Source organism: Frankia sp. CgMI4, from assembly GCF_001756285.1.
GTDB lineage: Bacteria > Actinomycetota > Actinomycetes > Frankiales > Frankiaceae > Frankia > Frankia casuarinae.
The window spans coordinates 40,260-66,392 of the sequence record NZ_MAQZ01000069.1; the positions used below are offsets into that span (position 1 = coordinate 40,260).

The 26,133-nt window shown below is 70.5% G+C and carries 24 protein-coding genes and 1 tRNA gene; 13 read left to right on the forward strand and 12 right to left on the reverse strand.

Annotated elements, in window-relative coordinates; genetic code table 11:
- Nucleotides 1–13 precede the first annotated feature (13 nt).
- The 3 genes from Manayef4_RS11535 to Manayef4_RS11545 all read right to left on the reverse strand — a co-directional run bounded on the left by Manayef4_RS11535 (nucleotide 14) and on the right by Manayef4_RS11545 (nucleotide 4,677).
- Nucleotides 14–1,738, reverse strand: coding sequence for an AarF/ABC1/UbiB kinase family protein (locus Manayef4_RS11535; RefSeq protein ID WP_070131577.1), 1,725 nt, complete (start codon nucleotides 1,736–1,738; stop codon nucleotides 14–16).
- A 113-nt stretch (nucleotides 1,739–1,851) separates the two neighbouring features.
- Nucleotides 1,852–3,132: a ThiF family adenylyltransferase gene (locus Manayef4_RS11540; RefSeq protein ID WP_070131578.1), complete on the reverse strand. Its 1,281-nt coding sequence runs from the start codon at nucleotides 3,130–3,132 to the stop codon at nucleotides 1,852–1,854.
- Nucleotides 3,133–3,309: 177 nt separating this feature from the next.
- Complete coding sequence (locus Manayef4_RS11545) at nucleotides 3,310–4,677, reverse strand: zinc-dependent metalloprotease (protein ID WP_070131579.1); 1,368 nt, start codon at nucleotides 4,675–4,677, stop codon at nucleotides 3,310–3,312.
- 255 nt (nucleotides 4,678–4,932) lie between these two features.
- Between Manayef4_RS11545 and Manayef4_RS11550 the strand changes: the two genes are divergently transcribed.
- The 3 genes from Manayef4_RS11550 (at nucleotide 4,933) to Manayef4_RS11560 (ending at nucleotide 7,029) form a co-directional block, all read left to right on the forward strand.
- Nucleotides 4,933–5,373 (forward strand): molybdenum cofactor biosynthesis protein MoaE, encoded by a 441-nt coding sequence (locus tag Manayef4_RS11550; protein ID WP_035729938.1) that lies wholly within the window; start codon nucleotides 4,933–4,935, stop codon nucleotides 5,371–5,373.
- A 60-nt stretch (nucleotides 5,374–5,433) separates the two neighbouring features.
- The gene (locus Manayef4_RS11555; protein ID WP_011438159.1) at nucleotides 5,434–5,709 is read left to right on the forward strand and encodes a hypothetical protein; all 276 of its coding nucleotides are present in this window, start codon (nucleotides 5,434–5,436) and stop codon (nucleotides 5,707–5,709) included.
- A 282-nt stretch (nucleotides 5,710–5,991) separates the two neighbouring features.
- The gene (locus tag Manayef4_RS11560; protein WP_070131580.1) at nucleotides 5,992–7,029 is read left to right on the forward strand and encodes a PDZ domain-containing protein; all 1,038 of its coding nucleotides are present in this window, start codon (nucleotides 5,992–5,994) and stop codon (nucleotides 7,027–7,029) included.
- Nucleotides 7,030–7,141: 112 nt separating this feature from the next.
- Here Manayef4_RS11560 and Manayef4_RS11565 read toward each other — a convergent pair whose 3' ends face one another.
- The gene (locus tag Manayef4_RS11565; RefSeq protein ID WP_011438157.1) at nucleotides 7,142–7,648 is read right to left on the reverse strand and encodes a PPA1309 family protein; all 507 of its coding nucleotides are present in this window, start codon (nucleotides 7,646–7,648) and stop codon (nucleotides 7,142–7,144) included.
- A gap of 102 nt (nucleotides 7,649–7,750) precedes the next feature.
- Here Manayef4_RS11565 and Manayef4_RS11570 point away from each other — a divergent pair, with 102 nt between their 5' ends.
- Both Manayef4_RS11570 and Manayef4_RS11575 read left to right on the forward strand, forming a co-directional pair.
- Nucleotides 7,751–10,807 carry a UPF0182 family protein gene (locus Manayef4_RS11570; protein ID WP_070131581.1) on the forward strand — a complete coding sequence of 1,019 codons (3,057 nt, stop codon included), beginning with the start codon at nucleotides 7,751–7,753 and terminating at the stop codon, nucleotides 10,805–10,807.
- Between the two features lie 78 nt (nucleotides 10,808–10,885).
- A tRNA-Met gene (locus tag Manayef4_RS11575) sits at nucleotides 10,886–10,962 on the forward strand.
- Between the two features lie 282 nt (nucleotides 10,963–11,244).
- Here Manayef4_RS11575 and Manayef4_RS11580 read toward each other — a convergent pair.
- Entirely contained in the window at nucleotides 11,245–11,511 is a 267-nt protein-coding gene (locus Manayef4_RS11580) for a hypothetical protein (RefSeq protein WP_011438155.1), read from the reverse strand.
- Nucleotides 11,512–11,749: 238 nt separating this feature from the next.
- Nucleotides 11,750–12,238 carry an Lrp/AsnC family transcriptional regulator gene (locus Manayef4_RS11585; protein WP_011438154.1) on the reverse strand — a complete coding sequence of 163 codons (489 nt, stop codon included), beginning with the start codon at nucleotides 12,236–12,238 and terminating at the stop codon, nucleotides 11,750–11,752.
- Between the two features lie 204 nt (nucleotides 12,239–12,442).
- Between Manayef4_RS11585 and Manayef4_RS11590 the strand changes: the two genes are divergently transcribed.
- From Manayef4_RS11590 to Manayef4_RS11600, 3 genes are all read left to right on the forward strand, one after another.
- Complete coding sequence (locus tag Manayef4_RS11590; protein ID WP_175443368.1) at nucleotides 12,443–13,837, forward strand: aspartate aminotransferase family protein; 1,395 nt, start codon at nucleotides 12,443–12,445, stop codon at nucleotides 13,835–13,837.
- Nucleotides 13,838–13,868: 31 nt separating this feature from the next.
- Nucleotides 13,869–15,299, forward strand: coding sequence for a gamma-aminobutyraldehyde dehydrogenase (locus Manayef4_RS11595; protein WP_070131583.1), 1,431 nt, complete (start codon nucleotides 13,869–13,871; stop codon nucleotides 15,297–15,299).
- Between the two features lie 237 nt (nucleotides 15,300–15,536).
- Nucleotides 15,537–16,538, forward strand: coding sequence for an alpha/beta fold hydrolase (locus tag Manayef4_RS11600; protein WP_349257440.1), 1,002 nt, complete (start codon nucleotides 15,537–15,539; stop codon nucleotides 16,536–16,538).
- A 924-nt stretch (nucleotides 16,539–17,462) separates the two neighbouring features.
- Here Manayef4_RS11600 and Manayef4_RS11605 read toward each other — a convergent pair.
- The 5 genes from Manayef4_RS11605 to Manayef4_RS11625 all read right to left on the reverse strand — a co-directional run bounded on the left by Manayef4_RS11605 (nucleotide 17,463) and on the right by Manayef4_RS11625 (nucleotide 22,527).
- On the reverse strand, nucleotides 17,463–18,182 hold the full coding sequence (locus Manayef4_RS11605; protein ID WP_035729795.1) for a glycerophosphodiester phosphodiesterase: 720 nt from the start codon (nucleotides 18,180–18,182) through the stop codon (nucleotides 17,463–17,465).
- Nucleotides 18,179–19,024, reverse strand: a complete 846-nt coding sequence (gene hisN / locus Manayef4_RS11610; protein WP_070131585.1) for a histidinol-phosphatase — start codon at nucleotides 19,022–19,024, stop codon at nucleotides 18,179–18,181. Before hisN ends, Manayef4_RS11605 begins: the two co-directional genes overlap by 4 nt.
- Nucleotides 19,025–19,125: 101 nt before the next feature.
- Nucleotides 19,126–20,112 carry a ribosome small subunit-dependent GTPase A gene (gene rsgA, locus Manayef4_RS11615; protein WP_070131586.1) on the reverse strand — a complete coding sequence of 329 codons (987 nt, stop codon included), beginning with the start codon at nucleotides 20,110–20,112 and terminating at the stop codon, nucleotides 19,126–19,128.
- Nucleotides 20,113–20,187: 75 nt separating this feature from the next.
- Nucleotides 20,188–21,528, reverse strand: coding sequence for a 3-phosphoshikimate 1-carboxyvinyltransferase (gene aroA, locus Manayef4_RS11620; protein ID WP_070131587.1), 1,341 nt, complete (start codon nucleotides 21,526–21,528; stop codon nucleotides 20,188–20,190).
- Between the two features lie 210 nt (nucleotides 21,529–21,738).
- Nucleotides 21,739–22,527 carry a methyltransferase domain-containing protein gene (locus tag Manayef4_RS11625; protein WP_011438145.1) on the reverse strand — a complete coding sequence of 263 codons (789 nt, stop codon included), beginning with the start codon at nucleotides 22,525–22,527 and terminating at the stop codon, nucleotides 21,739–21,741.
- 185 nt (nucleotides 22,528–22,712) lie between these two features.
- Here Manayef4_RS11625 and Manayef4_RS11630 point away from each other — a divergent pair, with 185 nt between their 5' ends.
- The 3 genes from Manayef4_RS11630 (at nucleotide 22,713) to rsrA (ending at nucleotide 24,495) form a co-directional block, all read left to right on the forward strand.
- A complete protein-coding gene (locus Manayef4_RS11630) occupies nucleotides 22,713–23,342 on the forward strand; it encodes an alpha/beta family hydrolase (protein WP_308726831.1) in 630 nt (209 codons plus the stop codon).
- Nucleotides 23,343–23,404: 62 nt separating this feature from the next.
- Nucleotides 23,405–24,214, forward strand: a complete 810-nt coding sequence (locus tag Manayef4_RS11635; protein WP_254665597.1) for a sigma-70 family RNA polymerase sigma factor — start codon at nucleotides 23,405–23,407, stop codon at nucleotides 24,212–24,214.
- The gene (rsrA, locus tag Manayef4_RS11640) at nucleotides 24,211–24,495 is read left to right on the forward strand and encodes a mycothiol system anti-sigma-R factor (RefSeq protein WP_011438142.1); all 285 of its coding nucleotides are present in this window, start codon (nucleotides 24,211–24,213) and stop codon (nucleotides 24,493–24,495) included. Before Manayef4_RS11635 ends, rsrA begins: the two co-directional genes overlap by 4 nt.
- 159 nt (nucleotides 24,496–24,654) lie before the next feature.
- Here rsrA and Manayef4_RS11645 read toward each other — a convergent pair whose 3' ends face one another.
- The gene (locus Manayef4_RS11645) at nucleotides 24,655–25,362 is read right to left on the reverse strand and encodes a DUF5317 domain-containing protein (RefSeq protein ID WP_254665598.1); all 708 of its coding nucleotides are present in this window, start codon (nucleotides 25,360–25,362) and stop codon (nucleotides 24,655–24,657) included.
- Nucleotides 25,363–25,519: 157 nt separating this feature from the next.
- Here Manayef4_RS11645 and Manayef4_RS11650 point away from each other — a divergent pair, with 157 nt between their 5' ends.
- Nucleotides 25,520–25,750 (forward strand): biotin/lipoyl-binding carrier protein, encoded by a 231-nt coding sequence (locus tag Manayef4_RS11650; RefSeq protein WP_070131589.1) that lies wholly within the window; start codon nucleotides 25,520–25,522, stop codon nucleotides 25,748–25,750.
- Nucleotides 25,751–25,818: 68 nt separating this feature from the next.
- Nucleotides 25,819–26,004, forward strand: coding sequence for a hypothetical protein (locus tag Manayef4_RS26665; RefSeq protein WP_076806814.1), 186 nt, complete (start codon nucleotides 25,819–25,821; stop codon nucleotides 26,002–26,004).
- Nucleotides 26,005–26,133 lie beyond the last annotated feature (129 nt).

A 26,133-nucleotide genomic window follows, 5' to 3' on the forward strand; every position in this document is an offset into this window, starting at 1 on the left:
CCGGGCCAGCCCGTCAATAAGCGTCGGTCACGGTTGCGGGGTCGGAGAACGACTCCTCGTCCGGTGCCCGGCGCGGGGCGGCCTTGCGGCCCGACCCGGGTCGAGCCGCGGCGGAGCGGTTCGCCGGGGTAGAGGGCCGGCTCGGTTCGGCCGGCTCGGCCTGTAGGGGCAGCGCCGCGGGGGCGGTGGCCAGGTCGTCGGCAGTCGCCGGAGCGGTGTCGGCCGCCGACCTCCCGGCCTTGCGGGCCTTGGTCGTCCTGCCGGTCCGTCCTGGTCTGCGGGGTTTGCGCGGGCCGGGCAACCCGCCGGCCAGAACGACCGGGCCGTCCAGCGGCCGGACGATTCCGGCCTCGTCCTGGACGGGGAGAGCGGGCAGGGGACGACCGGGCCGGTTGGCGTCCTCGGCCRCGCGGGCGGTCGCCGTCCCCGGTTCGGCGAACCCGGGTTGCCAGCGCTCCATCTCGTCCCGGAAGCGGCCGGTGCTGCCCAGCTGGCACAGGATGCCGATCGCGCCGAGTGTCACCCGGTGGATGAGCAGGTACGACGGCGGCAGATTGAGCTGGCGACCGAGCTGTGCCGCCGCCGACCGCCAGTCTCCGAGCCTGGCGGCCTCCTTGCGCAGCCAGCCTCGGGAGAAGGTGAACTCCTCCACCGCGATCGGCTCCAGCATCGGGGCCAGATAATCCAGCAGGTCCTCGGCTCGGATTTCGGCCGACGGCGGGATGAAGCCCTCGCGGCGCAGTCCCTGCTCGACGGCGTCGGCGTCCCCGGCCAGGGTCTGTCGAGCCAGCCGGCCGATCGGCGCCGGCAGGCCGTCCGGCAGGCGGTTCACGGCGCCGAAGTCCAGGACGCCGAGCCGCCCGTCGGACAGCAGGCGGAAGTTGCCGGGATGCGGATCAGCGTGCAGCAGACCGGCGCGACCCGGGCAGGAATAGAGAAACCGCACGAGCAGCAGGCCGGCGGTGTCGCGCTGCTGCGGGGTACCATCCGCGATGATGACGGACAGGGGTATTCCCTCGATCCACTCGCTCACGAGCACCCGGCCAGAACCGGCCAGCGGCCGGGGGATGACGACGTCCGGCTCGTCCGCRTACGCCTCGGCGAAGGCCCCCTGCCAGGCGGCCTCCAACCGATAGTCGAGCTCCTCGGCGATTCGGGCCTTGAGCTCCTCGACCAGCGGCTTGATGTCCAATCCGGGAGTGACCGCGCCGAACAGCCGAGCGGCCCGGCCGAGCTGGGTGAGATCGGCGAGCAGAGCGGGACCCGCTCCCGGATACTGCACCTTCACCGCGACGGCTCGGCCGTCAGCCCAGACCGCCCGATGCACCTGGCCGATGCTGGCCGCCGCCGCCGGAACGTYGTCGAAGCTCGTGAACAGCGAGCGCCAGTCCGCTCCGRGCTCCTCGGCGAGCACGCGGTGCACCACTGCCGCCGGCAGCGGGGGCGCCGCCTCCTGCAGCCTGGTCAGCGCCGCCCGGTATGGCCCGGCGACGTCGTCGGGAAGCACCGCCTCGAAGACGGACAGCGCCTGGCCCAGTTTCATGGCGCCACCCTTGAGCTCCCCGAGCACCCGGAAGATCTGCGCGGCGGTGCGCTGCTGGAGCTCGGAGGCGACGGCCTCGGCGGGGCGACCACCGATGCGTTTGCCGACGCCGAGGGTGGCTCGGCCGGCTATTCCGATGGGAAGCGTGGCCAGCTTGGCGGTGCGGACGACGGCCCGCCGTGGGATCTCGGACACTGCTCCATCGTGCCCTGTTCCGCGTCGTCACGGGTGCCGGCCAGGCGTAATGACTCCAGGACGCCAAATGACTCCAGGACGCCGGCGCGGCGACCGCCCGCGGGGTGGAACGGTCACGCGGGTGCCACCGGCGCAGAGGCCTCCGCCGACGCGGCCGCCGATCGGGCGGTGCGGCAGGGACAGTTGGGGTGGACCGGCCAGGTGCGTCGGCGAATCCGCCAGCCGGGAACGGTGAACTCCAGCGTGCCGTCGGCGGTCACCGGTAGGACCGCGGTCACCGGTAGGACCGTGCGCGGGGAAGTCAATGTAATGAAGGTCTCATTATGGCTGCTTGCTGTCGGTGGCAGATGGTCCGAGTTATCGGGATGTTGGACCGGGGCGGGTCCCGTGACGCCGGACAGGTCGGGTGGGGCAGATAGGGCAGATAGGGCAGATAGGGCGGATAGGTCGGGTGGAGGCGAGGCGGCGAGGTCCAGAAAGGCCAGGGCCTGCATGGCGGTGAGCGCGGCGACAAGACCCGCCAGGGTGATCTCGCAGGCGTCCGGCCCGGTGGCCGGGCGGTGGACCATCTGCATGGCGAGCACCGGCCAGACCGGGTTCCGGGAGTACCGGTGGAGGTGCTGGCAGTGCAGGCACGCGGTCACGGTCGGCACGACGAGCGGACCGACGATCCCCGTGGTCTCCCGCACTCCGGCCACGAGATGGGCGGTGCCTCGGCCTTCCAGATCGAGGCACTCCCCAGGGTGGATCATCGGCAGACCGACCGGAGCCAGCACGATCAGATCCGCGGCGAACCGGTCCTCGTCGGGCCGACGGTGCCCGGCGCCCTGCCGGCTGGCCCGGGTCACCGCCGCGCCGGTGGCCAGGGACCGGGGACGCCCCACGTCGTCGAGGCGCAGGCCGCCCGGGGAGACGTCGGCGGCGGTCGTCACCTCGGGATCGTCGATGACGACCCGACCGATCCCGGCCGCGGCGAGCAGGGCCGCGACCTGAGCACCGACGCGACCGGCGCCGCGCACGAGGACCCGCATCGCCCGGCGGGTGGCGAGGACCCGGCGGGCACCGGCCGGATCCTCCGACACCAGGGACAGCGCCGCCAGGTCGGGCGACAGACGGTCATGCTCGACCGCGGGCAGCGGTGCCGCACCGGGAGGCGCCGTGGCGTCGTCCAGCAGACCGGCCTCGGCGAGCAGGTCGAGCAGGACCCGGCCGGCGGGAGTGCCATCGAGACGCAGCTGCTCCAGCGTGCGGCTGCCGTCGAGGGCGTCGAGCAGGGCGGCGTCCGACGGGGCCAGGTCGGCGAGGATGACGGCGCGTGCGGTGTCGATACCGAGCTGCAGGGTGGAGCTGTTGTGCCAGAGCCGGCGCAGGCCCGGCTTGAGGATCGGGCGCATGGATCCTCCGGGTGTTCCCGCCGGCCGGTTGAGGCCGGGGAATCGGACCAGGACGGGCCGGTCACGGCGACCGGCGGATCCTCAGCGTGGCACGTCCGACCGGCGAAGGATGAACACCCGTGGATCGCTGTGGACGTGCTGTGGACGAAACTGTGGATCATCACTGGTCCGTCCGGGTTACCTGTCCGGGTTGTCCGGCCCGTCGGATCCGCCATCGGCGGGTGGGGCGCCGCGGAGTTTCTCGATTTCACCGATCGGGTCGTCGAGCGCGCTCGACGACGCGCCGGACACGAACGCCTCCGGGGCGGCGAGATCTGCCGCGGTGGGCAGCAGATCGGGATGCGCCCACAGCGCGTCGCGACCCTCGTGACCCCGGGCCTCCCGTACCGCCTCCCACAGGGCGGCGGCCTCCCGCAGCTTGCGTGGCCGCAGGGAGAGACCGACCAGCGTGGCGAAGGTCTGCTCGCCCGGACCGCCTTCGGCGCGACGGCGCCGCACCATCTCGCGCAGTTTGCCCGCGGCCGGCAGATGACCGGTGGCCGCGGCGTCCGTCACATGATCGACCCAGCCCTCGATCAGCGCGAGGATCAGTTCGAGACGGGCGAGCGYGGCCTTCTGCTCGGGGGTGGTGGCGTCGCTGAACACGTCCTCGCCGAGCGCCTCCGACAGCCGTTCAGGGTTCATCAACGCCGTCGGGTCGACCATCCGCATCACCCGTCCGACGGCCTCGGTATCCACCGCGATGCCGCGGGCGTACTCCTCCACCGCGCCCAGGACGTGGGCGCGTAGCCAGGGGACGTGCGCGAACAGCCGGCTGGACGCGGCCTCCCGCAGCGCCAGGTAGATGCGGACCTCGTCCTCGGGGATCTCCAGGCCCTGACCGAAGGCGACGACACCCGCCGGGATCAGGGCGGCGGTCCCGACCGGTCCGAGTGGCAGCCCGACCTCAGTGGAGGAGACGACCTCGGCGGCCAGGGTGCCGATCGCCTGCCCCACCTGGGCGCCGAACAGCATCCCGCCGACCCGGTCCATCATCTGCATGATCGGGCCGCCGGTGGCCATCAGCCCGCTGAGGTCGAGTCCCGGGGGCAGCGCGCCGCGCAGCTCACTCGGCAGCTCGATCCCGCCACCACCGAGGTGGTTCAGCCCGCTGGAGATCCCAGTGCGCATCGCCTCGGCGACCTTCGTGGCGATCGGGTCGCAGAGGGTCTGCCAGACCGGCAGGGTCTTCTCGATCCACTCCTGCCGCGACCAGGCCTGCGCCGCCGTGGCTCCGGCCGGCAGCGAGGTCACCGCGTCGAGCCAGACGTCGGCGATCCGTATCGCCTCGCTCACCGGCTCCCGCTGGGCCGTGGACACCGCGGAGTCGGTGTCGCCGAGGGACCTGACGGCCACCTGGCGGGCCAGCTCCCAGTTGACCGGACCGCCATGCCAGGACAGCAGCCGTTCGAGCTCGGCAAAGAACGGGGCGCCGCCACCGAAGGGGGGCCGGGGCTCGTCGCCGCCGCCAGCGGGCGTGAAGCCGAACGGGAAGTTGCCACTCATCGGCCGTAGCCTCCTCGGGAGGCGGGCAGTCGCACGCACGGTTGGCACATGAACCCACGGTAATGCGTTTTCTGCCCGACGGGCGAAACGGCGCTGGCCCCGACCGTTACGGTCGTAGCTGTGGAACCGACGTGTTCTCCGGCGGGGGCCCCGCCGATCGCGCCCGCCCCGCCCGCGCCACCTCCGTCGTCCGTGCCGTCCGTGCCGTCCGTGCCGTCCGTGCCGTCCGTGCCGTCCGTGCCGTCCGTGCCGTCCGTGCCGGACCCGGACCCGGTCGCGCGGGTGACGCTCGCGGAGATCCGGGACGGCGTCCTGTCGGTGGACGAGTGCATGGCCGCTGTGCGGTCCCCTGGCGTGGGGGGGATTGCCCTGTTTGTGGGCACTGTCCGGGGCCATGACCAGGGCCGCGGGGTGACCGACCTGACGTATCAGGCGCATCCCCGGGCCGGCACGGAGATCGCCCGGGTCGCCGGCGACGTCGCCGCGACCGCACCGGTGCTGGCCGTCGCGGTGGTCCACCGTACCGGTCACCTCGCCGTCGGGGACACCGCCGTGATCGTGGCGGTCGGCGCGGCCCACCGGGCGGAGGCTTTTGCCGCCTGTCGTCGTCTGATCGATGACATCAAGGAGCAGGTTCCCATTTGGAAACACCAGATTTTTGCGGATGGCGCGGCGGAATGGGTAGGCGCCTGCTGATCGGGGCACCCTACGATAGAAATAAGTCATCTTCTTGCCCGTCTCGACGTCGAGGCTCCCATGTGGTTCCTGTTGATCCCCCCCGTCGCCGTGCTCATAACTCTTGCGTGGGTCACCCTACGCAGCCGTCCCGACCGCACCTCCGAAGCCATGATCACGATTGAGGGCTATCGGCGCAGTATGGCCGCGCTGGCCCGACCGATCCCCGCCCAGCACGAGGTTCGTACCGTTACCGCCCTTGACGAACCCGGTCATCCCGGTCATCCCGGGCGGTCCGCCTCGGCCGGGGCGCCGTTGTCCGCGAGACACACGGCGCCGCCGCCCGAGTCCATCTGACCGTTTCCGTCCGGCGGCCGGGGCGTCTCACCGGCCGCCGGACGGCGGTTCAGGACCGAGTGGTCCTTCGAGTCCCTCGGCCGTGCTTTCGATCTCGTTCTTTACTCCCCACCTCCCGGCCCGCCGCGCGGCCTTCCGGACTCTGCCACGGCCTTCCGCCGCGCCTTTCGGGCCACCGAATGCCTTTCGGTGTCGATCATCGCAACCCCGGACCGTCGTGGCGAACCTCGGTTCCCGGACGCCGGGACGAGGGTCGTGAGCCCTGATACATAGACTGCGAGCATGGTCCGGCGCACCCAGACCCTCGTGGTCGCGTCGGTACTGGCCTTGGTTCTCGTGGTCGCGGGGCTGTGGATGCCGGTACCGTTCGTCACCTTGGCCCCCGGGCCGGTCACCGACACCCTCGGCAGCGTTGACGGGACGTCCTTGATCACCGTGGACGGCCGGCGGACCTATCCGACCGCCGGCAAGCTCGAACTGACCACGGTCGAGGAGACGCCCCGGCTCAACCTCGTCACCGCGCTGCGGGACTGGTCCGACTCCGACCGGGCGGTGGTCCCCAGCGAGCTGATCAGGCCGCCCGGTTCGAGCCAGGAGCAGATCCAGCAGGAGAACGCGCAGGCGATGCTCGACTCACAGGACCAGGCGACCGCGGCAGCGCTCGCGCAGCTCGGTATCGCGCCCACCGGCCGTTCGGTCGCGGTCGCCGGGGTCCCCACGGGCTCCCCGGCCACCGGCAAGCTGATGCCGGGCGATGTGATCGTGCAGGTCGGTGGGATGGCCGTGGCCAACCAGGAGGAGCTGCGCCGGCAGATCGGGAAGGTGGCTCCGGGCCATCCTGTGACGGTCACCTATCGGCGCGACGGAAAGACGGCCAYGGCCACCGTCACGACCCGGGCCGCCACCGACGACCCCGCTCGTGCCATGATCGGTGTCACCACGACGGAGAAGCGGACCTACCCGTTCACGGTTCGTATCCGCATCTCCGATGTCGGCGGGCCGAGTGCCGGGCTGATGTTCGCGATGGGCATCGTGGACCTTCTCACCCCCGGCGCGTTGACCGGAGGAAAGATCATTGCTGGCACCGGGACGATCACCTCCGCCGGTGAGGTGGGACCGATCGGCGGTATCCAGCAGAAGATCCTCGGGGCCAGGGCGTCCGGGGCATCGATCTTCCTGGTCCCCGCGGGGAACTGCGGTGACGCCCGCGCGATCGACTCCGGCGGTCCGCGCCTGGTGAAGGTGGAATCGCTGGCGGGCGCGCTGAAGGCCGTCGACGCCCTCCGGACGAATCCGGCCGCGGCGGTGCCCTCCTGCTGAGCGCGCCCCATCCGCGTGCCATGCGCCATCCGCGTGCCCGGTGGCGCCGTTGTGCCCGGTGGCGCCGGAAGAGGGCGGGCGGCTGCCGTGCGCCGCCGCCCGCCGGGTCGACTCACTGGAAGGTCGCGAGCAGTCCGTCGACGAGGTTGTCGGCCAGATCCGGATCGATGACGAGTTCGTCGTCCCCGCGGACTCGCAGGCAGGACGCGTGCAGCCCGCTGCGGGTGACCCCGACGGCGAGGCGGACGTCCTGGCGTTCGGGATGGTTCGCCGCCCAGTACTCGATCTCGTGATCGGAGTACGGAGCCTCCTCCTCCGCGCTGGGCGGCAGGACGACAAGCTCGGTGACCAGCACGCATCCGAGCACCTCCGGCGGCCATCCGATCCCCGCCAGCACCTCGTCGAGCCGCCCCACCGGCAGCGGTTCCTGCTCGACCGGGGTCAGCGACCCAGGCGGGGAGTCTCCGATGTGGGGGGCCAGCGCGGGTTCTCGCGCCAGCAGGTCGGCGGTGTCGGCCAGCGCGTAGACCTGGCTGGGCTGATCCCACCCGGAATCGGCGACGTGCCGCTCGACCTCGAGTACGACGGAGGTCAACTCCGTGATGTTCGGGCTGTTCACCGACCCATCCTCTCCGATCTCCCCCAGAGCCCCTGGCGTAGGTTGCCGTACTAGGSCGGTACGCGCCCCGAATCACCGAATCACCGACGCACGGAGGAACCTGTGGCAACCACCAGTCGCCGCCCGGTGCTRACCCGCACCAAGGTGCTCGTGCCGGTGCTGCTTGTCATCGTCCTCGCGATTACGATCATCGCCATCTTCACCCGGCTATACACTGACCTGCTGTTCTACCGCTCGATCGACTTCAGCAGGGTGTTCACCACTGTCCTCTACACCCGGATTTTGCTGTTCGTCCTCTTCGGCGTGGTAATGGCGATCATCGTCGGGACCAACATCGTACTTGCGTACCGGCTACGGCCGCCGCTTCGGCCGTTGTCGACCGAGCAGCAGAACCTGGAACGCTACCGGTCGGTGATCGAGCCGTATATGCTGCTGATCCTGCTCGCGGTCACGACGCTGTTCGGCCTGGCCGCGGGCCTRTCCGCCGCCGGCCAGTGGCGGACGTGGCTGCTGTGGGTGAACGGCGAGTCTTTCGGGACCCCTGATCTGCAGTTTCACCGGGATATCAGCTATTACGCGTTCAGCTATCCCTTCCAGCGGTTCCTGCTCGGCTTCCTGCTGACCGCGGTGCTGCTGTCGTTGCTCGTCACCCTGCTGACCCACTACCYGTTCGGCGGAATCCGGATGCAGACCACGGGGGAACGGGTGACCCCGGCGGCGAAGGCGCACATCTCGGTGCTACTCGGGCTGCTCGCCCTGCTTAAGGCGTGGGCGTACTACCTCGACCGGTTCGGCTCGGTGTTCTCCTCGCGCGGGGTGGGGACCGGTGCGTCCTACACCGATGTGCACGCCGTGCTGCCGGCGAAGCTGATCCTGCTGTTCATCTCGCTGGCCTGCGCGGTGCTGTTCATCTACAACATCTTCCAGCGGGGCTGGACGCTGCCGCTGCTCGGCGCGGGCATCCTTGTCCTGTCCTCGGTGGTGATCGGCGGGATCTACCCGGCGATCGTCCAGCAGTTCCAGGTCCGGCCGAACGAGGCGACCCGCGAGGAGCCCTACATCGCGCGCAACATCGCGGCGACCCGGGCCGCCTACGGCATCCAGGACGTCGAGCCGCAGGACTATGCCGCCAGCACCGACGTCACCGCCCAGCAGGTCGCCGCCGACACCGGCACGGTCCCCAACATCCGTCTACTCGACCCCAGCAAACTCTCCCGGACGTTCCAGCAGCTCCAGCAGTTCCGCGGCTACTATGGTTTCCCGCCGACGCTCGACGTCGACCGGTACACCGTCACAGGGGCGGACAAGAAGTCGACGACCCAGGACTACGTGGTATCGGTGCGGGAGCTGAACCAGGCCGGGCTGGGAACGCAGCAGCGCAACTGGATCAACGAGCACCTGACCTATACCCACGGCAAGGGATTTGTCGCGGCGCCGTCGAACACCGTCGACGTGGGGCGCCCCGACTTCGATCACGGCGTGAGCGGTTTCCCGCAGGACGGTACCTTCGGTATCAAGGAGAACCGGGTCTACTTCGGGGAGATGTCGCCGTCGTATTCCATCGTCGGCACCAGGCAGATGGAGATCGATGGGCCGGGGCCGGGAGAAACCCAGGTCACCACGACCTACCAGGGCGACGGTGGGGTCTCGATCGGCTCGACCTTCCGTCGGGCGCTGTTCGCGCTGCGGTTCGGGGAGAAGAACATCCTGCTCTCCGGTGACATCACGAAGAACTCCCGGATCCTGGACGAGCGAAACCCGCGGGACCGGGTGAGYAAGGCAGCGCCCTGGCTCACCCTCGACGGAGACCCGTACCCGGCGATCGTCAATGGCCGGGTGACCTGGATTCTCGATGGTTACACAACCTCCGACGGCTATCCTTACTCCGCCCGGCGCACCCTGGGTGACGTGACCGCCGACTCGGTGACCACCCAGAGTGGCAACCGCACCCGGCAGGCCTCGAACCAGGTCAACTACATCCGTAACTCGGTGAAGGCGACGGTGGACGCCTACAACGGCACCGTCACCCTCTACGCCTGGGACGAGTCCGACCCGGTGCTACGGACCTGGATGAAGGCGTTCCCGGACACGGTGAAGCCGAAGAGTGACATCCCGCCGTCCCTCCGAGCACACTTGCGTTATCCGGAGGACCTGTTCAAGGTCCAGCGCGATCTGATCGGGCAGTACCACATCTCCAACCCGCGGGACTTCTACTCCCAGGAGGACTTCTGGGATGTGTCCGACTCGCCGGATGGAAGCGGGCAACCCCAGCCGCCGTTCTACGTCTACAGCCAGCTTCCCGGGCGCAAAGACCCGTCCTACAACCTCACCTCACCGTTGATCTCCGCCCGGTCCTCGAAGCTCGCGGCGTACATGGCGGTGTCCAGTGACCCCGCCAACTACGGCCGGTTCACCCTGCTCAAACTRCCGGCGGGGAACACGATCAACGGTCCGGTCCAGGTGCAGAACGCCATCGAGGGCAACGGCGACGTGGCCAAACAGCTGTCGCTATGGCGCAGCGGGGGAGCGACCACGATCGAGGGCAACCTGCTGACCCTGCCCCTGGCCGGCGGCCTGCTCTACGTCGAGCCCTACTACGTCCAGGCCAGAGGGAGCACCGGCTACCCGACCCTGCAGGGGGTCGCCACGGCCTTCGGCGACCGCATCGGTTTCGGTGCCTCGCTGGGTGAGGCCCTGGACAAGGTCTTCGGTGCCGGTGCCGGTGCCGCGGCGGCCGGGGCCGGCATCGGGGCCACGACCACGGACGCCGGTCAGGACGGCACGCCGGCTCCCAGATCCGGGCAGGGCGGGGCCRGCGTCCCGCCGCCGGGGCAGACCGCGCTGCAGGACGCCGTGGGCGACGCCGACCGCGCCTACCAGGCGGGGCAGGACGCTCTGCGCAAGAGCCCGCCGGACTTCACCGCCTACGGGAAGGCCCAGAGCGAGCTGGCTGATGCGCTGGGTCGCCTGCGTACTCTGTCGAGTCCGGCGGCGACACCGCCCGCTGCCACGGCGACACGGGCCGGTGCGTCGGTGCCCGCGTCACCGGTCCCCGCGTCACCGGCAGCCAAACCACCGGCTCCGTCTCCTTCGGCGACCGTGGCCGGCGGCGACACTCCCGGTCCACCGGGGGCCCGGGCCGCCCCGGCGCCCGGCTAGTCCCGAAAGTTCCGAAATTGGGGCCGCCATCGATTTGACAGCCGCCGATGGCGGCCCTGTATAGTGAAGACACACCGACGCGGGGTGGAGCAGCTCGGTAGCTCGCTGGGCTCATAACCCAGAGGTCACAGGTTCAAATCCTGTCCCCGCTACCAGTCGAAAGTACCCTCGGAAAGTTTTTCCGAGGGTACTTTCGCATTTAGGCAGGCATGCATCATTATCACGGGCCGTATCACGGGCCGTTTTCATCGGAATCCGTCCGCTCCTTCCGCCGGTTGGCGACCCGGGCGCCCGGCCGGGATGCGCGCCGACGCCCGGCGGCGCGGGGCCCGGATTGGCGGTCGTCCGAGCCCGGGACGCACAGTGGTGGCCCGGGAGCCGCCCCGGCATGGCGGCCGTCGGCGGCGGGTTCTCCCGCGGCGGGGCCCGTTCCGGGATCAGCGGGGGGTGGTTCCCGGGGTTCGCCACGGGCTTGCCGGACGCACCGCCTCGGCCGCCCGCATCAGCGCTTGGGCCAGCCGGCGGGCCTCGTCCGGATCCAGGTAGGCCGCGGCAAGGGTGTCGAGCATGGGCGCATCCAACCGGAGCAGGATGACCGGAGCCTTCCCGGCGCTCGCCGGTGGCTCGGGACGTACCGTTATCTCCGCCTGCCCGATCCGGGTAACCATAATGCCGTCCTGCGGGTCATGGTGGACCAGCGCCATGTTCACCCCATCGTGTGTCCGGGCCGAGATATTTGACGTTCGTTGCATATGTTGGACTCTTGTTGTGGCCGCTTGGTTGTTCCCGTCGGCGGTACAAACGGTGACACCCCCGAACCGCATGCCCGCCCGCGTCGCCGCGCCCGTCGGCCCGTCGGCAGGTTCTGCGCCCTATCGATGTTCGACCCGGCCCGGCTTCCCCTCCGCGCCCGGCGGCCCGCGCTGTCGGCGTCCGGACGTTTCAGCGTGCTCCCCACGTGTAGGTCTGCTTGACCAGCCGCAGGTAGACGAACGTCTCGGTGGCGAGGACCTGTGGCAGGGCGCGGATCTGCTCGTTGATCAGTTCGAGCAGGTGCTCGTCGTTCTCGGCGACGATCTCCACGATGAGATCGAAGGATCCGGCCGTCAGGACGACGTAATCGACCTCGGGCAGCGCGGCAATCGTGTCGGCGACGACGCGGGTGTCCCCGGTGACCCGCACCCCGATCATCGCCTCCCGGTGGAAGCCCACCCGGAGCGGGTCGGTGACGGCGACGATCTGCATGATGCCGGCGTCGAGTAGACGCTGCACCCGTTGGCGCACGGCCGCCTCGGAGAGCCCGACCGCCGCCGCCATGGCCGCGTAGGACCGCCGGCCGTCCTGCTGCAGCTGCTCGATGATGGCCTTGTTGACATCGTCCAGCAGGGTATCGGAGCTAAGTCGCTGGCCGGGCGACCGTCGCGACTGCACCCGGCGTCCTCCTCGGTCCTCCGTGGCGGTTCCCCACGCCCGTTCACGCTGGCCTGCCCCTGCTGCCATCGTATGGCCGTCGATGAGTGAACTGGGAAGCGATCCTTATCCACGCAATCTTCGACGGATTCCATCGTCAAGCTGCCGATCAGGCTACGCTTTCAGTGGCTGATCGGTGGAAAGGATGCGTGGCTAGTGTCGAATATGACTGCCTCCGGGAGCGGTGTGACCCGGGTCGTTGCGCGGGCCAGGGTCGCGGAGCTGGCCGCGCGCGAGTCCGCCCGCCTCGACGTCCGCACCCGGGGCTCGGAGGCGCTGCATGCGCGGGCGGTGCGGTCGATGACCTCCGGGGTGCCGTCGTCCTACCAGGTGCGTGATCCCTGGCCGATCTACCTCACCCGCGGTCTCGGGTCGAAGGTCTGGGACGTCGACGGCAACGAGTACTCCGACTTCCACAACGGGTTCGGTTCGATGGTGCAGGGGCACGCCCACCCGGCGATCGTGCGGGCCGTGACCGAGCGGRTGGCGCTCGGTACGCACTTCGCGATGCCCACCGAGGACTGCGTGGTGGTCAGCGAGGAGTTGGCCCGCCGCTTCGGCCTGCCGCAGTGGCGCTATGTCAACTCCGGCTCCGAGGCGACGATGGACGCGATCCGCATCGCCCGCGGCGTCACCGGCCGCGACACGATCGTCAAGATCTTCGGTTCGTACCACGGGCACCACGACTACGTGATGGTGTCGATCGGGACCCCGTACGACGACATCGGTCCGGCCGAGAACATGAACTCGTTGGGTTACGGTGCCGGGATCCCCCGGGTGGTCGTCGACCTCACGGTGCCGGTCCCCTTCAACGACGCTCCGGCGATGGAGCGGYGGATCGCCGCGCTCGCCGCCGAGGGACGCCTGCCCGCCTGTGTGATCATGGAGCCGGCGATGATGAACCTCGGCGTCGTCCTGCCGGAGCCCGGTTACCTGGCGGCGGTCCGGGAGATCACCTCCCGGTACGGGGTTATCCTGATCTTCGACGAGGTCAAGACGGGGCTGTGCGTGGCGGCCGGTGGGGCCACCGAGAGGTTCGGCGTGCGCCCGGACCTGGTGACCCTGRCCAAGGCGCTCGGTGGCGGGCTGCCGTCCGGGGCGATCGGYGCGACGGCGGAACTGATGGAGGCCGTGGCCTCGGACCGGGTGAAACAGGTCGGCACGTACAACGGCAACCCGCTGACCATGGCCGCCGCCCGGGCGAGCCTGTTCGAGGTGCTCACTCCCGACGCCTACACCCACCTCGATCGGCTGGGTGGCCGGTTGACCRCCGGCTGCGACGAGATCCTGACCCGGCACGGMATTCCCGGCTACACCGTCGGCATCAGCTCGAAGGGATGCGTGCACTTCACCGACGCCCCGATCCGTGACTACACCTCGTTCATGGCGCACCAGAACGCCGAGTTGCCCGAACTGGCCTGGCTCTACAACGCCAACCGCAACGTCCTCATGGCGCCCGGGCGCGAGGAGGAGTGGACGTTGTCGGTGCAGCACACCGACGCCGATGTCGACCGCTACCTCGACAGCCTCGACCAGATGGCCCGGGACCTCGTCGGCTGAGCCGGCCCGATCCCCCAGGAGGGACAGAGACATGGATGCGATCTTCGCCAATCTCATCGGTGGCGTCTCCACCCCGGCCGTCGATGGCGAGACAATGTCCATCCTGAACCCGTCGACGGCGGACCTGCTGGCGCAGGCACCCCGGTCGGGGCCGGCCGACGTCGACGCGGCCGTGGCGGCCGCGAGCGCGGCGTTCGAGGGCTGGCGGGACACCACGCCCGCGCAGCGGTCCCGGGCACTGCTGCGGGTGGCCGACGCGCTGGAGGACCGGGCCGACGAGGTCGCGGCGGTGGAGAGCGCGAACACCGGCAAACCGCTGCGGCTCACCGTGGACGAGGAGGTCGGGCCGTCCGCCGACCAGATCCGGTTCTTCGCCGGGGCCGCGCGGCTGCTCGAGGGCCGGTCGGCCGGCGAGTACCTGGCGGGGTACACCAGTTATGTCCGCCGCGAGCCCATCGGGGTCTGTGCCCAGGTCACGCCCTGGAACTACCCGCTGATGATGGCGGTCTGGAAGGTCGCGCCGGCGATCGCGGCGGGCAACACCGTCGTGCTCAAGCCCTCCGACACCACCCCGGCGTCCAGCCTGCTGCTTGCCGAGATCGCCGCGGAGTTCCTCCCGCCCGGCGTGCTCAACGTGGTGTGTGGTGATCGTGACACCGGACGCGCGCTGGTGGCCCATCCGGGCCCGGCGATGGTCTCGGTGACCGGCAGCGTGCGGGCCGGGATGGAGATCGCCCGGGCCGCGGCGGACTCCTTGAAGAGGGTGCACCTCGAACTCGGGGGCAAGGCGCMGGTCATCGTCTTCGACGACGTGGATCCGGCGGTGGTGGCGCGGCAGATYGCCGAGGCCGCGTACTTCAACGCCGGCCAGGACTGCACGGCGGCGACCAGGGTGCTGGCCGCGCCGGGCGTCCACGACGAGCTCGCAGCCGCCCTGGCCGAGGCGGCCGGGAAGACCGCGACTGGATCGCCGGAGGAGCCCGACGTCGACTACGGGCCCCTCAACAACGCGGGCCAACTGGCCCGGGTGAGCGGTTTCGTGGAGCGGGCACCTGAACATGCCGAGGTGCTCGCCGGYGGTGCTCCGCTGGACCGGGCGGGCTACTTCTACCCGGCCACGGTCGTCTCGGGTCTGCGCCAGGACGACGAGYTCATCCAGTCCGAGGTGTTCGGCCCGATCATCACGGTGCAGCGGTTTGACTCGGAGGACACCGCGGTTGCCTGGGCCAACGGGGTCGAATACGGCCTGGCCTCCAGCGTCTGGACCCGCGATCACGGCCGGGCCCTGCGGGTCGCCCGCCGGCTGGACTTCGGCTGCGTATGGATCAACACGCACATCCGGCTCGTGGCGGAGATGCCGCACGGTGGGTTCAAGAAGAGCGGGTACGGCAAGGATCTGTCGGTCTACGGCCTGGAGGACTACACCAGGATCAAGCATGTGATGAGCAACATCGAATTCTGACCATCAGGTTCTGACCACCAGGTCAGAAGCGGTCGGGCGCGGGGAGGCGGGTACGAGTCCCGGGCCGGCTCCCGGGGTAGGCCGTGGAAGTAGGATGGTGTGCTTCGAGCGGGGGCAGGTGGGTGGCGGCGAGTCGCGGGTGGGTGGTGGCGAGTGAGGAAGAATCCAGCCTCGGTCGTGGCATCGGCAGACGGGACGACGAGCACCGGGGGCGGCCGTGCCCATGGCGTGCCCCGGGTGGGCCCGCTGACCTCCCGCTTCGTCACGGTCCACGGGTACCGGCGGTGCTATCTGCGGGCCGGGCGCGGGCCGGTTCTACTGCTCATCCACGGCATCGGGGACAACGCGCGCACCTGGGCCTCGATCATCCCGAAGTTGGCCCGCCGGCACACCGTCATCGCTCCCGACCTGCTGGGACACGGCGAGTCGGACAAACCGCGCGGTGACTACTCGGTGGCCGGCTACGCGTGCGGCATGCGTGACCTGCTCACCATCCTCGGAGTCGAGCGCGCCACGGTCGTCGGACACTCGCTGGGCGGCGGGGTGGCCATGCAGTTCGCCTACCAGTTCCCGGAGCGCTGCGAGCGGTTGGTGCTGGTCGCCACCGGCGGGGTCGGGCCGCACCTGCATCCCGCGCTGCGGGCGGCGGCCGTGCCCGGAGCCGGGGCGGTGCTTTCCCTGATCGGCATGCCGCCGGTGCGGGTCGCCGRCTGGGCCGGAATGCACGCGCTGCGCCTGCTGCACACCGATCTCGGGCGGGACGCCGACGATCTCCTGAACGTCTTCGACTCGCTGGGCGTACCCACCGCGCGGGCGGCGTTCCTGCGCACGCTACGGTCGGCGGTGGACGGGCGTGGGCAGTCCATCACGATGCTGGACCGGTGCTACCTCGCCGCCGGGATGCCCTCGCTGATCGTCTGGGGTGACCGGGATGCCGTCATCCCGGTTGAGCACGCGTGGATGGCGCACGAGGCGATGCCGGGGAGCCGCCTGGAGATCTTTTCCGGTGCCGGGCATTTCCCCCATCACACTGACCCCGAACGCTTCCGGGCGGTTCTCGAGGATTTTCTGGCGACCACCCGGCCGGCGAGTCACTCCCCGCAGCAGTGGCGGACGATGCTGCGTGAGCACGGCCGCTCGACCAGGACCACGGAAGTGTCCGCGCCCGCCGTCCAGCCGTCGGGCGCGCGTTCGGCCCCGGCGGAAGCCGCGGGTCGTGGCCTCACCCGGAGCCGATAAACGGGCACGGCTRCCGGCCACCGCGGGGCCGGGATCCGCCGTTATACGTTCACCGAGGTGACCCGTCGCATCGGAGCGGAGCCGCTATGCATCCACGACCCGGTTGGCCATCCATAGCCATGCCTTGCGGGAAGTCACCCGGTGAGATGCGTCGGTGCCGTTCTCGGCTGAACCGCTCTCGCGGAAGGTCTTCCCGGTCACCGATGGATCCGGCCAGCCGAGGATCAAGGACTCTCGTACCTCTTGGCGTGCCGCCTGTTCGGGCCAGAGTCTTCGCGTGATGCGCTGTCTTCCGGCGCGGGTCTGCATTAACTGGTCGGCACCCGCTATCGTGGAGTTCAACGGGCAGGCCGACGTCAATATGGCCTATCCTTGGTGGCGTAACACCAAAGTCCTCTCAAATCTCGGAGGTCGACCCTTGGCACGCCGTGCACGACTCAGCTGGCCCCAGGAACGGCGCCAGGCGAGTGAGGTAGTTGTCCGTCGGGTCGACCCCGGTCGGGGCTGGACCCTGGAACAGGCTCGTGACCTGCTACGACAGGGATACTCCGTCGAGCATGTGGCGGAACGCACCGGGTTTCCRGAGCAGATGCTGAAAGTCGCCGAGGAGGACTGAGTGYAGCCTCCCGCCATCCCGGTGTCAAGAAAGTGCCACGATGCGCCATCGTCGGCTGYCGGCGCGGGAGTGAGTGTTATCCCTTTCGTGGTCAATCCGCAGGTTCGGGGAACCGATCTTTCCCTGGTGAYCGAGGGCGACGCCGGCTATAGCTTGCACGGCGCTATCCTAACCAGCAGTGATATGACGGTGTGCCGGAGTCGCGTCACGCTGCGCACAACTGAATCAACGACTTCGCCTGGTTGACTACCCAATTCGTCTGACCTTGGCGCACCTACGACAGTCGCGTCACCGGGCACCTCTGCTGGCTATGCCCGGGTGGCACCCGTCACGCGTACCAGCCGGCGTAGATGGTCAYTGTAGACCGCATCGAGCCCGTAGCCGGCTAGCCGGGTCAGTGTGGTTGTTCGTTGYGCATCCCACCCGAACACGGCGATACCCAGGTCGTGGAGAACACCGACGATGCCGGCCCGTGGTGGGGTCCATTCACGCGCGCGCAGGTTGAGGGCGGTGACTCCGACGGCCCGGAGTTCATCGCCGTACGCGGTCATTCCGCCGCCGGTGACGATGTCGCGGATCGACGTCGAGTTCACCAGCCGGACGTCGTCATCCAGCGGTCGGTATTTCGCTAGGTCCGTGAGCCCGCCGCACAGCCACAGCCGCCTCGCGGCCTCGCCGCCACCGGCCTCGCGGGCGACGGTGACGACGGCCGCCGCCGCGTCCGCCCAGCTGCCCGGCGGGCCCTTCAGATCAAGACTGAACTCGAAGGACGTACCCAGCTGCGCGTAGAACTCCGCGAGGGTTGGCAGCCACCCCGGCAGGCGGTCGGCGGTCAGGTCGGGAATCCGCCGACGCCGCCCGGGCGGGCCGAACACACCGTCATGATGCAGGACCGGAACGCCGTCGGCGGCGAGCCAGACGTCCGACTCCAGCCCACTCGCCCCGCCGGCCAGAGCGCGACGGAACGCGGGCAGGGAGTTCTCCCGCTGGCCGGGGGCGGGAGAACCACGATGCGCAAAACCGATCATGAAGAGCCGTTGAACGACTGCAGCGCGACGTTGTGGAGATGCCCGTTGGTGGTGAGCACCGTGCCGTGTCCCGGCCCCCGGCGCCCGCCCAGGTCGGTGAACCGGCCACCGGCCTCCTCGACGATGACCTGGAGCGCGGCCATGTCCCAGAGCGACACCTCGGGCTCGCAGGCGAGGTCCACGGCGCCCTCGGCGACCATCATGTGCGACCAGAAGTCGCCGTAGGCGCGGGTCCGCMAGACCTGGCCGGCGAGGTGGAGGAACTCCTCCAGCCGGTCGGCGGTCTGCCAGCCCTCGACGGAGGCGAAGGACAGGAAGGCGTCACCCAGGCTGGTGACCGAGGAGACCTTCAGGGCACGGGTGTCGCCGGTGGCGTCGCGAGTGAAGGCGCCGGTGCCCCGGGCTCCCCACCACCGTCGGCTCATCGCCGGGGCGCTCGCGACCCCGACGACCATCTCGCCGTCCACCTCGAGTCCGAGCAGGGTGCCCCAGACGGGCACGCCGCGCACGAAGTTCTTGGTGCCGTCAACGGGGTCCAGGATCCAGCGCCGGCGGGCGCCCGATCCGACGAGACCCTCCTCCTCGCCGAGCACGGCGTCGCCCGGCCGGGCCACGGCGAGCCGTTTGCGGATCATGGACTCGACGGCGGTGTCGGCGTCGGAGACCGGGGTGTTGTCCGGCTTCGACTCGACGTGCAGGTCTACTGCCTGGAATCGGGAAAGAGTGATCCGGTCGGCGGCGTCCGCGAGGCTGAGCGCGAGGGCCAGATCGTCGGCGATGGCGACGGTGTCGGAGTYCGCGGTCGGTTCGATGCTCACGGATGCGGGGTTAGGCGGGGTCACGCCTGCGAGACTACGAGCCGAGCCCCACCGCGCGTCGGTGGTCCCGGGCGCCGGACACCAGGTGGCGGGGTTAGTGTGACCAATCTCCCGATCTATTGCGATCAAGGTGAGGCTCCGCGGGTGCCGAGCAGCCGGCGCAGGCTCGCCAGCCGGGCGGCGTCGGCATGGYCGTCCCGCACCGCCGAGTCCAGGGCGCAGTCGGGGGACGGCGCCAGGTGCTGGCATCCGGGCTGACAGTGCGCGGCGGCCGCGGCGAGGTCCTCGAAGGCGCGCAGCACGCGGTCCGGGGACACCGCGCCGAGCCCGAACGACCGGACACCCGGGGTGTCCACGACAGTGCCCCCCTGGGGCAGCCGCAGTGCGACAGCGGCCGACGAGGTGTGCCGGCCGCGGCCGGTCACGGCGTTGACCTCGYCGATCGCCCGGTCCGCCGCCGGCACCAGCCGGTTCACCAGGGTGGACTTGCCGACCCCGCTGTGCCCGAACAGCACACTGACCCGATTGGTCAGCAGCTCCAGCAGCGCGCGCAGGTCCCCACCGGGGCGCGTGGTCACGACGGGGAGTCCGAGTGGGCGGTACAGGTCCACCAGCGCTGCCGGATCCGCGAGATCCGTCTTGGTCAGGCACAGGACCGGGGAGAGCCCGCCGTCGTAGGCGGCGACCAGGCATCGGTCGATCAGGCCGGGCCGCGGCGGCGGATCGGTGACCGCGCAGACGATGACCAGGACGTCGGCGTTCGCGACGATCGGGCGTTCCACCGGATCGCTGTCGTCGGGGGTGCGCCGCAGGACGCTCGTGCGTTCCTCGCGGCGGACGATGCGCGCCAAGAGGCCCGCCGCCCCGGAGACATCTCCCACGAGGGCCACCCGGTCACCGACTATCACGGAGGTCCGGCGCATCGACCCACCGCGCACGGCCGCGACCAGGCGGTCGGCCATCGTGTCGAGCCGGCAGGTGTACCGGCCGCGGTCGACACCCACTACCACCGCCGCGACCGCCTCGGCATGGTCGGGCCGGTCCCGGGTCCGGGGGCGCGATCCCCGGCTCGGCCGGACCCGGACGTCGTCCTCGTCCAGCTCGCGGGCCATCGGACTAGCCGCCGGCGCTGTCGGTCGGACCCGGGGGGCAGCCGGCCTGGCCTGGGGGGCGTCGCGTCGCGCCGCTCATTGGTCCAGCATCGCCGTCCACATCTCGGGGAAGTCCGGCACCGTCTTGCCGGTCGTCGCGATGTCGTCGATGACGATCCCGGGCACCACGAGGCCGACCACCGCGTAGGCCATCGCCAGCCGATGATCGGCGTGCGGGTCGAGCCGGGCGCCGTGCAGGGGCGCCGGACTGATCGCCAGCCCGTCGTCGGCGACGGTGATCCGTGCGCCCAGGCGACCGAGTTCGAGGGCCAGGGCGGCCAGCCGGTCGGTCTCCTGCAGCCGCAGGTGCGCGATGCCCCGTAGCCGTGACGGCGAGTCGGCGAGCACGGCGAGGGCGGTCAGTATCGGAGCGGCTTCCCCGAAGTCGGACAGATCGACGTCGATCCCGTGGACGGCACCGGCGCCGGTGATCTCCAGGCCCGCCGACGTGCGCCGGGCCGTGCCTCCCATCGCCACCAGCAGATCGGGCAGCAGCCGGCCGGGCTGCTCGGTCGACTCCGGCCAGTCCGAGATCATCACCCGCCCGCCGGTGGCGACCGCCGCCGCGAGGAAGGCCGCCGCGCTGTTCATGTCCGGTTCGATGGTCCGGTCCGCGGCGGTCGGCCGGCCCGGTTCGACGCGCCAGCGCCGGGTGTCCGCCACCGGGCCGGCCGCGGGGGAGCACACGGCGTCGACCTCGACCGTGGCACCGGCGGCCCGTAGATCCGCGACGGTCATGTCCAGGTAGGGAGCCGATGGCAGCCGGGACCCGCGGTGGACGACCGTCACCCCGGTGTCGTAGTGCGGGGAGGCGAGGAGCAGCCCCGAGACAAGCTGGCTGGAGTGGGAGGCATCCACGATCACCTCGCCGCCACGCAGCCGCCCTCGGCCGTGCACGGTGAAGGGCATTCGGTCGCCGTCGATCTCGGCGCCGAGCTCGCGCAGCGCGCCGAGCAGCGGGGTGAGCGGACGCTCGCGCATCCGCGCGTCTCCGTCAAAGACGACGTCGCCGCGGGTCAGCGTGGCCAGTGCCGGGGTGAAGCGCGCCACGGTGCCCGCGTTTCCGCACTCCGCGCGCGCGGTGGGTGCGGCGCTCGGTGTCGGGTGGCCGTGGACGACCCAGTCGGGACCCTCGGTGGATACTTCGATACCCAACGTCCTCAGCACCCCGGCCATCAGCAGGGTGTCGCGGGAGCGCAGCGCACCCCGCAGCCGGGAGGTTCCGTTCGCCAGCGCGGCGAGCACGAGTGCCCGGTTTGTGCCGGACTTCGAGCCGGGCACCGCGACGACGGCCTCGACCGGTTGCCGTGCGAGTGGAGCCGGCCACRGATCGGACTGCGTTCCGGTGGCTTCGCTACCCGTCAGGATGCTCACCATGACAGCATGCCGGACGACGGCCCGGGTCAACCGCGTCCTCGTGACATGCGCCGGCCGACACCTGATTCCCGACACCTGATTCCCGCCACCTGATTCCCGACACCCGATTCCCGCCGGCCGGCACGGGGACGAGGCCCGGCTCCTGGGAATCGCGGCCGTCCTCGAACGCCTCGCCCCCTGGCCCGCGTGGACCGACCGCCGCGCCGGATCTTAGGCGGACCGGCGGGCCGAGGCGATGAGATGGATGCCGATGGACTCACCCTCACGCTCGGCGGAGAGTTCCACCTCCGTGCGTACCAGGGTGGGGAAGCACGAGACGTCCTCGGCGACCGCGCGCTTGACCGCCTCCGCGGAGAGCACGGTGCGCGGGCGGATCCAGTCCACGTCGAGCCCTGCGCTGGTCAGCAGTGCCCGAAGTTCCTCGGGCCAGAAACACCGGGTGATCGTTCCGTCTTCCGCCGGCACGAGTACCACGTCCGCCCGCGGGACGTCGGACAGCTCCGCCCAGCGGTGCTGTTCGGCGAGCCGGGCGAGTCCGAGCAGCAGGGAATCGACGCAGAGCAGCAGCTGGCCGCCCGGCCGCAGCATCCGATGGATCTCCTCCAGGATGGTCTCGGTGGCGAGGCAGAACGACAGCGCCCGAGCCTCGGCGAGGACGGCGTCAAAGGAACCGGGAGCGAACCAGTCCAGCGAGCGGGGGTCCCCCACCACCGGCAGAAGCGTTCCGGGACCGCTTGCCGGATCGGGCGGCAGGGCGCTGGTGACCACCCGGACGACCTGATGGCCGGTGCTCACCATCTGGCGGGCGAAGCGGGCCCGCGGGCCGGAGACGTCGAGCACCCGCGCGGGCCGGGACGGCAGCCATTCGCGGAGCTGGACCGCCGCGACCTCTTCGTAGAACGCCCAGTATGGGTCGTCACTGTTGGCTGGAGCCTCGCAGACCAGGGTGTTCGCTCGTCCGCGAGACGGACCCGGATCGGCGTCGGGGCCAGGCGGCATGAAACGTTCCTACCCTTCGAGGGGCGATGATGCGAGGTAAGTCACACACTCAAGGCGGAAGTCTGACAGATTCCAGGCTCGACCACGCCGTGTCCTTCCCTGTTCGCGCGGATAGATGCGCACCGGATTCGCCGTCCACCGCCGCCGACCCCGGGCAGGTCCCGGGTGATGGAGCGCCCACAGCTGTGGACGGCGGACGGCTGCTGGTGGTTCCCGGCACGGCGGAGTCGACGGTGCTCTTCCTGCACGGAGCCGGGACTGGCACGGACACGCCGCTTTTCGTCCAACTTGCGGCATATCTCACCTCTGTCGGGGTGCAGGTGGCGCGGCTGGAGATGCCGTACCGCGTCGCCGGGCGGCGGGCGCCGGACCGGCCGGCCCGGCTCGACGCGGTCGCGATCGCCGCGGTCGAGGCGCTGGGCCCGCCGCGCCCGTTGGCCTTCGCCGGCGCCTCGATGGGATCGCGGGTGGCTATGCGGGTCGCGGCCGGGCTCGAGGCGTGCGGCGTGCTCGCCCTCGGCTTCCCGCTCCAGCCACCGGGAACCACGCCGGCAGGCAAAACCAGGCCGTCGCGGCAGGACGAACTCGACGGCGCGGGCGTCCCGGTGCTCGTCGTCCAGGGTGAGCGGGACTCCTTCGGGCGACCGCGGCCCGATCCGGAACTCGGCCGCGAGATCCATCTCGTCGCGGGAGCCGACCACTCCTTCCAGACCCGCCGACGGGATGCGCGTCCGCCCGGCGAGGGCGTGGCCGAAGCGGCCCGGGTCGGCGCATTCTGGCTGCGGGGCCGGCTGCGGGAATCATCCGCGGGCTGATCCGGTTGTGTGGGCAGTCAGCCGACAGCTAACCGGCAGCCAGATGACGTCACGGAGGCTTCATGACTCCTGGGAGCAGCACCGGCCGGCGGCGGTCCGCGCAGGCGCGGACCGCCGCCGGCCGGCCTTTGCCGAGCGTTGCGCCGATGCGCGCTCCGGCTTTGGCCGGGGTATCGTCCGCTCTGGAAGGACGGTCGCGTGTCGCCCGGTCAGGTGTGGTGGACGCGGGGTGGGCCGCCGGGGAGCATGACGGTGAGGAAGTGATCCTGGTCGACGAGACCACCGAGGAGCGAGGCGCCCGTTTCGAGCAGRACGCCCTTCCCTACCTCGACCAGCTGTATGCGGCAGCCCTGCGCATGACCCGTAATCCCGCCGACGCGGWGGATCTCGTGCAGGAGACCTTCGTCAAGGCGTTCGCGGCCTTCCACCAGTTTCAGGCGGGCACGAATCTCAAGGCCTGGCTCTACCGGATTCTGACGAACACGTTCATCAACACGTACCGCAAGCGGCAGCGCCAGCCGTTGCAGAGCCCCACCGAGCAGGTGGAGGACTGGCAGCTCGCCGAGGCGGGGTCGCATACGTCCAGTGGGCTCAAGAGCGCGGAGACCGAGGCGTTGGAACACCTGCCGGACAGTGACATCAAGGACGCCCTGCAGGCCCTGCCCGAGGACTTCCGCATGGCGGTGTACCTCGCCGACGTCGAGGGCTTCGCCTACAAGGAGATCGCGGAGATCATGGGTACGCCGATTGGGACCGTGATGTCCCGGTTGCACCGCGGTCGCCGGGGTCTRCGGAAGTCCCTGGAGAAGTACGCCTTGGACCGTGGGCTCGTGGCGGCCGGTTCCGCCGACGGCGAGGGCGGTGCGTCGTGAGCTGCGGCGGTCCACACGAGATCGATTGCCGGAAAGTGCTCGACGCGGTTTTTCTGTATCTCGACGGTGAGTGTGAGGGCGGGCAGCAGAATCTGATTCGGGCCCACCTTGACGAATGCTCCCCCTGCCTGCGCGAGTTCGGGGTGGAGCACGAGGTGAAGATGCTCGTCGCCCGTAAGTGCGGCGGGGAGCGGGCGCCCGAGTCGCTGCGGGCGAGCCTGCTCGCCCGGCTGCGGGCCGCCCGGGTGGAGATCGACGCCGCCGAGTACCGGCCGGAGTAGCTGGGGCCCGCCGGAGTAGCTGGGGCCGGACGGAGTATCGGGCAGCCCGGGGGCGGGCCGTGGCTGCCACGGCCCGCCGGGTGGCTCAGGTGTTCGGGCGCTTGCCGTGGTTGGCCTTGTTCTTCGCCCGTGCGCGCCGCTTGCGCTTCTTCTTCGCCATCAGGAATCTCCCTCCGTTCTGCTTCGACGTGCAGTCATCGTGCCAGTCCGCACCGACGGGAGGTGACCGGCGGGTCCGTCGAGGCCGTCGTCCTCGTCGGCGTCGCCGAACCCATCCGGTGAGCCATCGCCGAGGTTCCCCTGGGCCGGAGACTGTACCGCCCTGGCGTGGCGGCGGGCCTGCAACGTGCGCCACGCCCGCACGGGGGCCAGCGTTCCGAACAGTCCCAGCGCCGCGGCGATCGCCACGTCGCCGACGCTGACGACCGCGGGCGTCCAGGGCAGGGGCAGCGGGATGATGTCACTGAGCAGGCGCAGGACCGTACCATCCCCGGCCGGCGTGTGAAATGCCGAGGTCAAGATGTCGGAAATCGGTACACCGGCGTGGTCGGCCCCCCACCGCGACACCGGCATCTGGCCGCCGTTCGCGGTGATGACGGCGGCGTTGGAGATGAGACCGGTGACCAGGAGACCGAGTCCGGGCAGGCGGTTGTTCGCGCTGGCGAACAGGGCTGTGACCACGGCGGCCGCGATCCACGCCGGGCTGTGCAGGGCGGGCACGAGTCGGCCGATCGCGAGCACCAGGACCGCCGCGGCGAGCAGCCATGGTCGGGAGACATCGATGCGGGCGAGGGCGCCGAGAGWTCCGCCGCGGGCGAGGCCGACGCCCAGACCGCATAGCAGGGTCAGCACCAGAAGTACGAGCACATGCGTAGTGTGCGGTGTTATGAGCGACAGTCCCAGCACCGGGCGGTCGCGTCGCCCCAGCGTGCCGGCCCGGATACATCCGGGGCCCAGGGACGTTGGTCGGACAGCCTCGGCGCACTACGCTCTTGCCAGATTCACCGCCGCTGAAGGGAGCCTGATGGCCGAGGAAGTCCGCGCTGAGATGGTGGCCARCGTCTGGAAGGTCGTCGTCGGTGTGGGAGACCCGGTGAGCGCCGGTGACGCCCTGGTGATCCTCGACTCGATGAAGATGGAGATCCCCGTGATCAGCGAGGACGGCGGGACGGTCGCCCGGATCGCGGTGCAGGAGGGCGACGTCGTCCAGGACGGTGACCTGATCGCCGTGGTCGAGCCGCTCCCCGCCGCCTGATCGTCCTTGTTCGGCGGGGTAGCGGCTGAGAGATCCGATGCCTCGGGCGATGTCCTAAGCTGCCCATTATGGACGCCGCGTTTTGTGACCGTTGCGGTCAGTTGGCCAGTGTGGGCAGCCACGAGGCCTGCCGGCGGGCCCGCGAGCTGGAGCCACCCCGCTACTGTCGAGCCTGCCGGCGGCGGATGGTCGTCCAGGTCACCCCGGTGGGTTGGTCGGCCCGGTGCGCGGAGCATGGGCTGCTCTCGGTCTGAGCTCGCCGACCCCGCCGGGCGTGGGCGAGGAGGAGGGTGACGTCGTCGTCGTAGCCGTCGTTGCCGTCGTTGCGGTTGAGGAGGGTCAGTAGCCGGTCCGCGGTGGTGGGCAGGTCGGCTGTTTCGGTG

Excerpts from the sequence above, each read along its gene's own strand:
- Manayef4_RS11540 (WP_070131578.1), bottom strand. The coding sequence starts at position 3,132 with ATGCGCCCGATCCTCAAGCCGGGCCTGCGCCGGCTCTGGCACAACAGC.
- Manayef4_RS11555 (WP_011438159.1), top strand. The coding sequence starts at position 5,434 with ATGTGGTTCCTGTTGATCCCCCCCGTCGCCGTGCTCATAACTCTTGCG.
- Manayef4_RS11580 (WP_011438155.1), bottom strand. The coding sequence starts at position 11,511 with ATGGCGCTGGTCCACCATGACCCGCAGGACGGCATTATGGTTACCCGG.
- Manayef4_RS11625 (WP_011438145.1), bottom strand. The coding sequence starts at position 22,527 with ATGCCGCCTGGCCCCGACGCCGATCCGGGTCCGTCTCGCGGACGAGCG.
- Manayef4_RS26665 (WP_076806814.1), top strand. The coding sequence starts at position 25,819 with ATGGACGCCGCGTTTTGTGACCGTTGCGGTCAGTTGGCCAGTGTGGGC.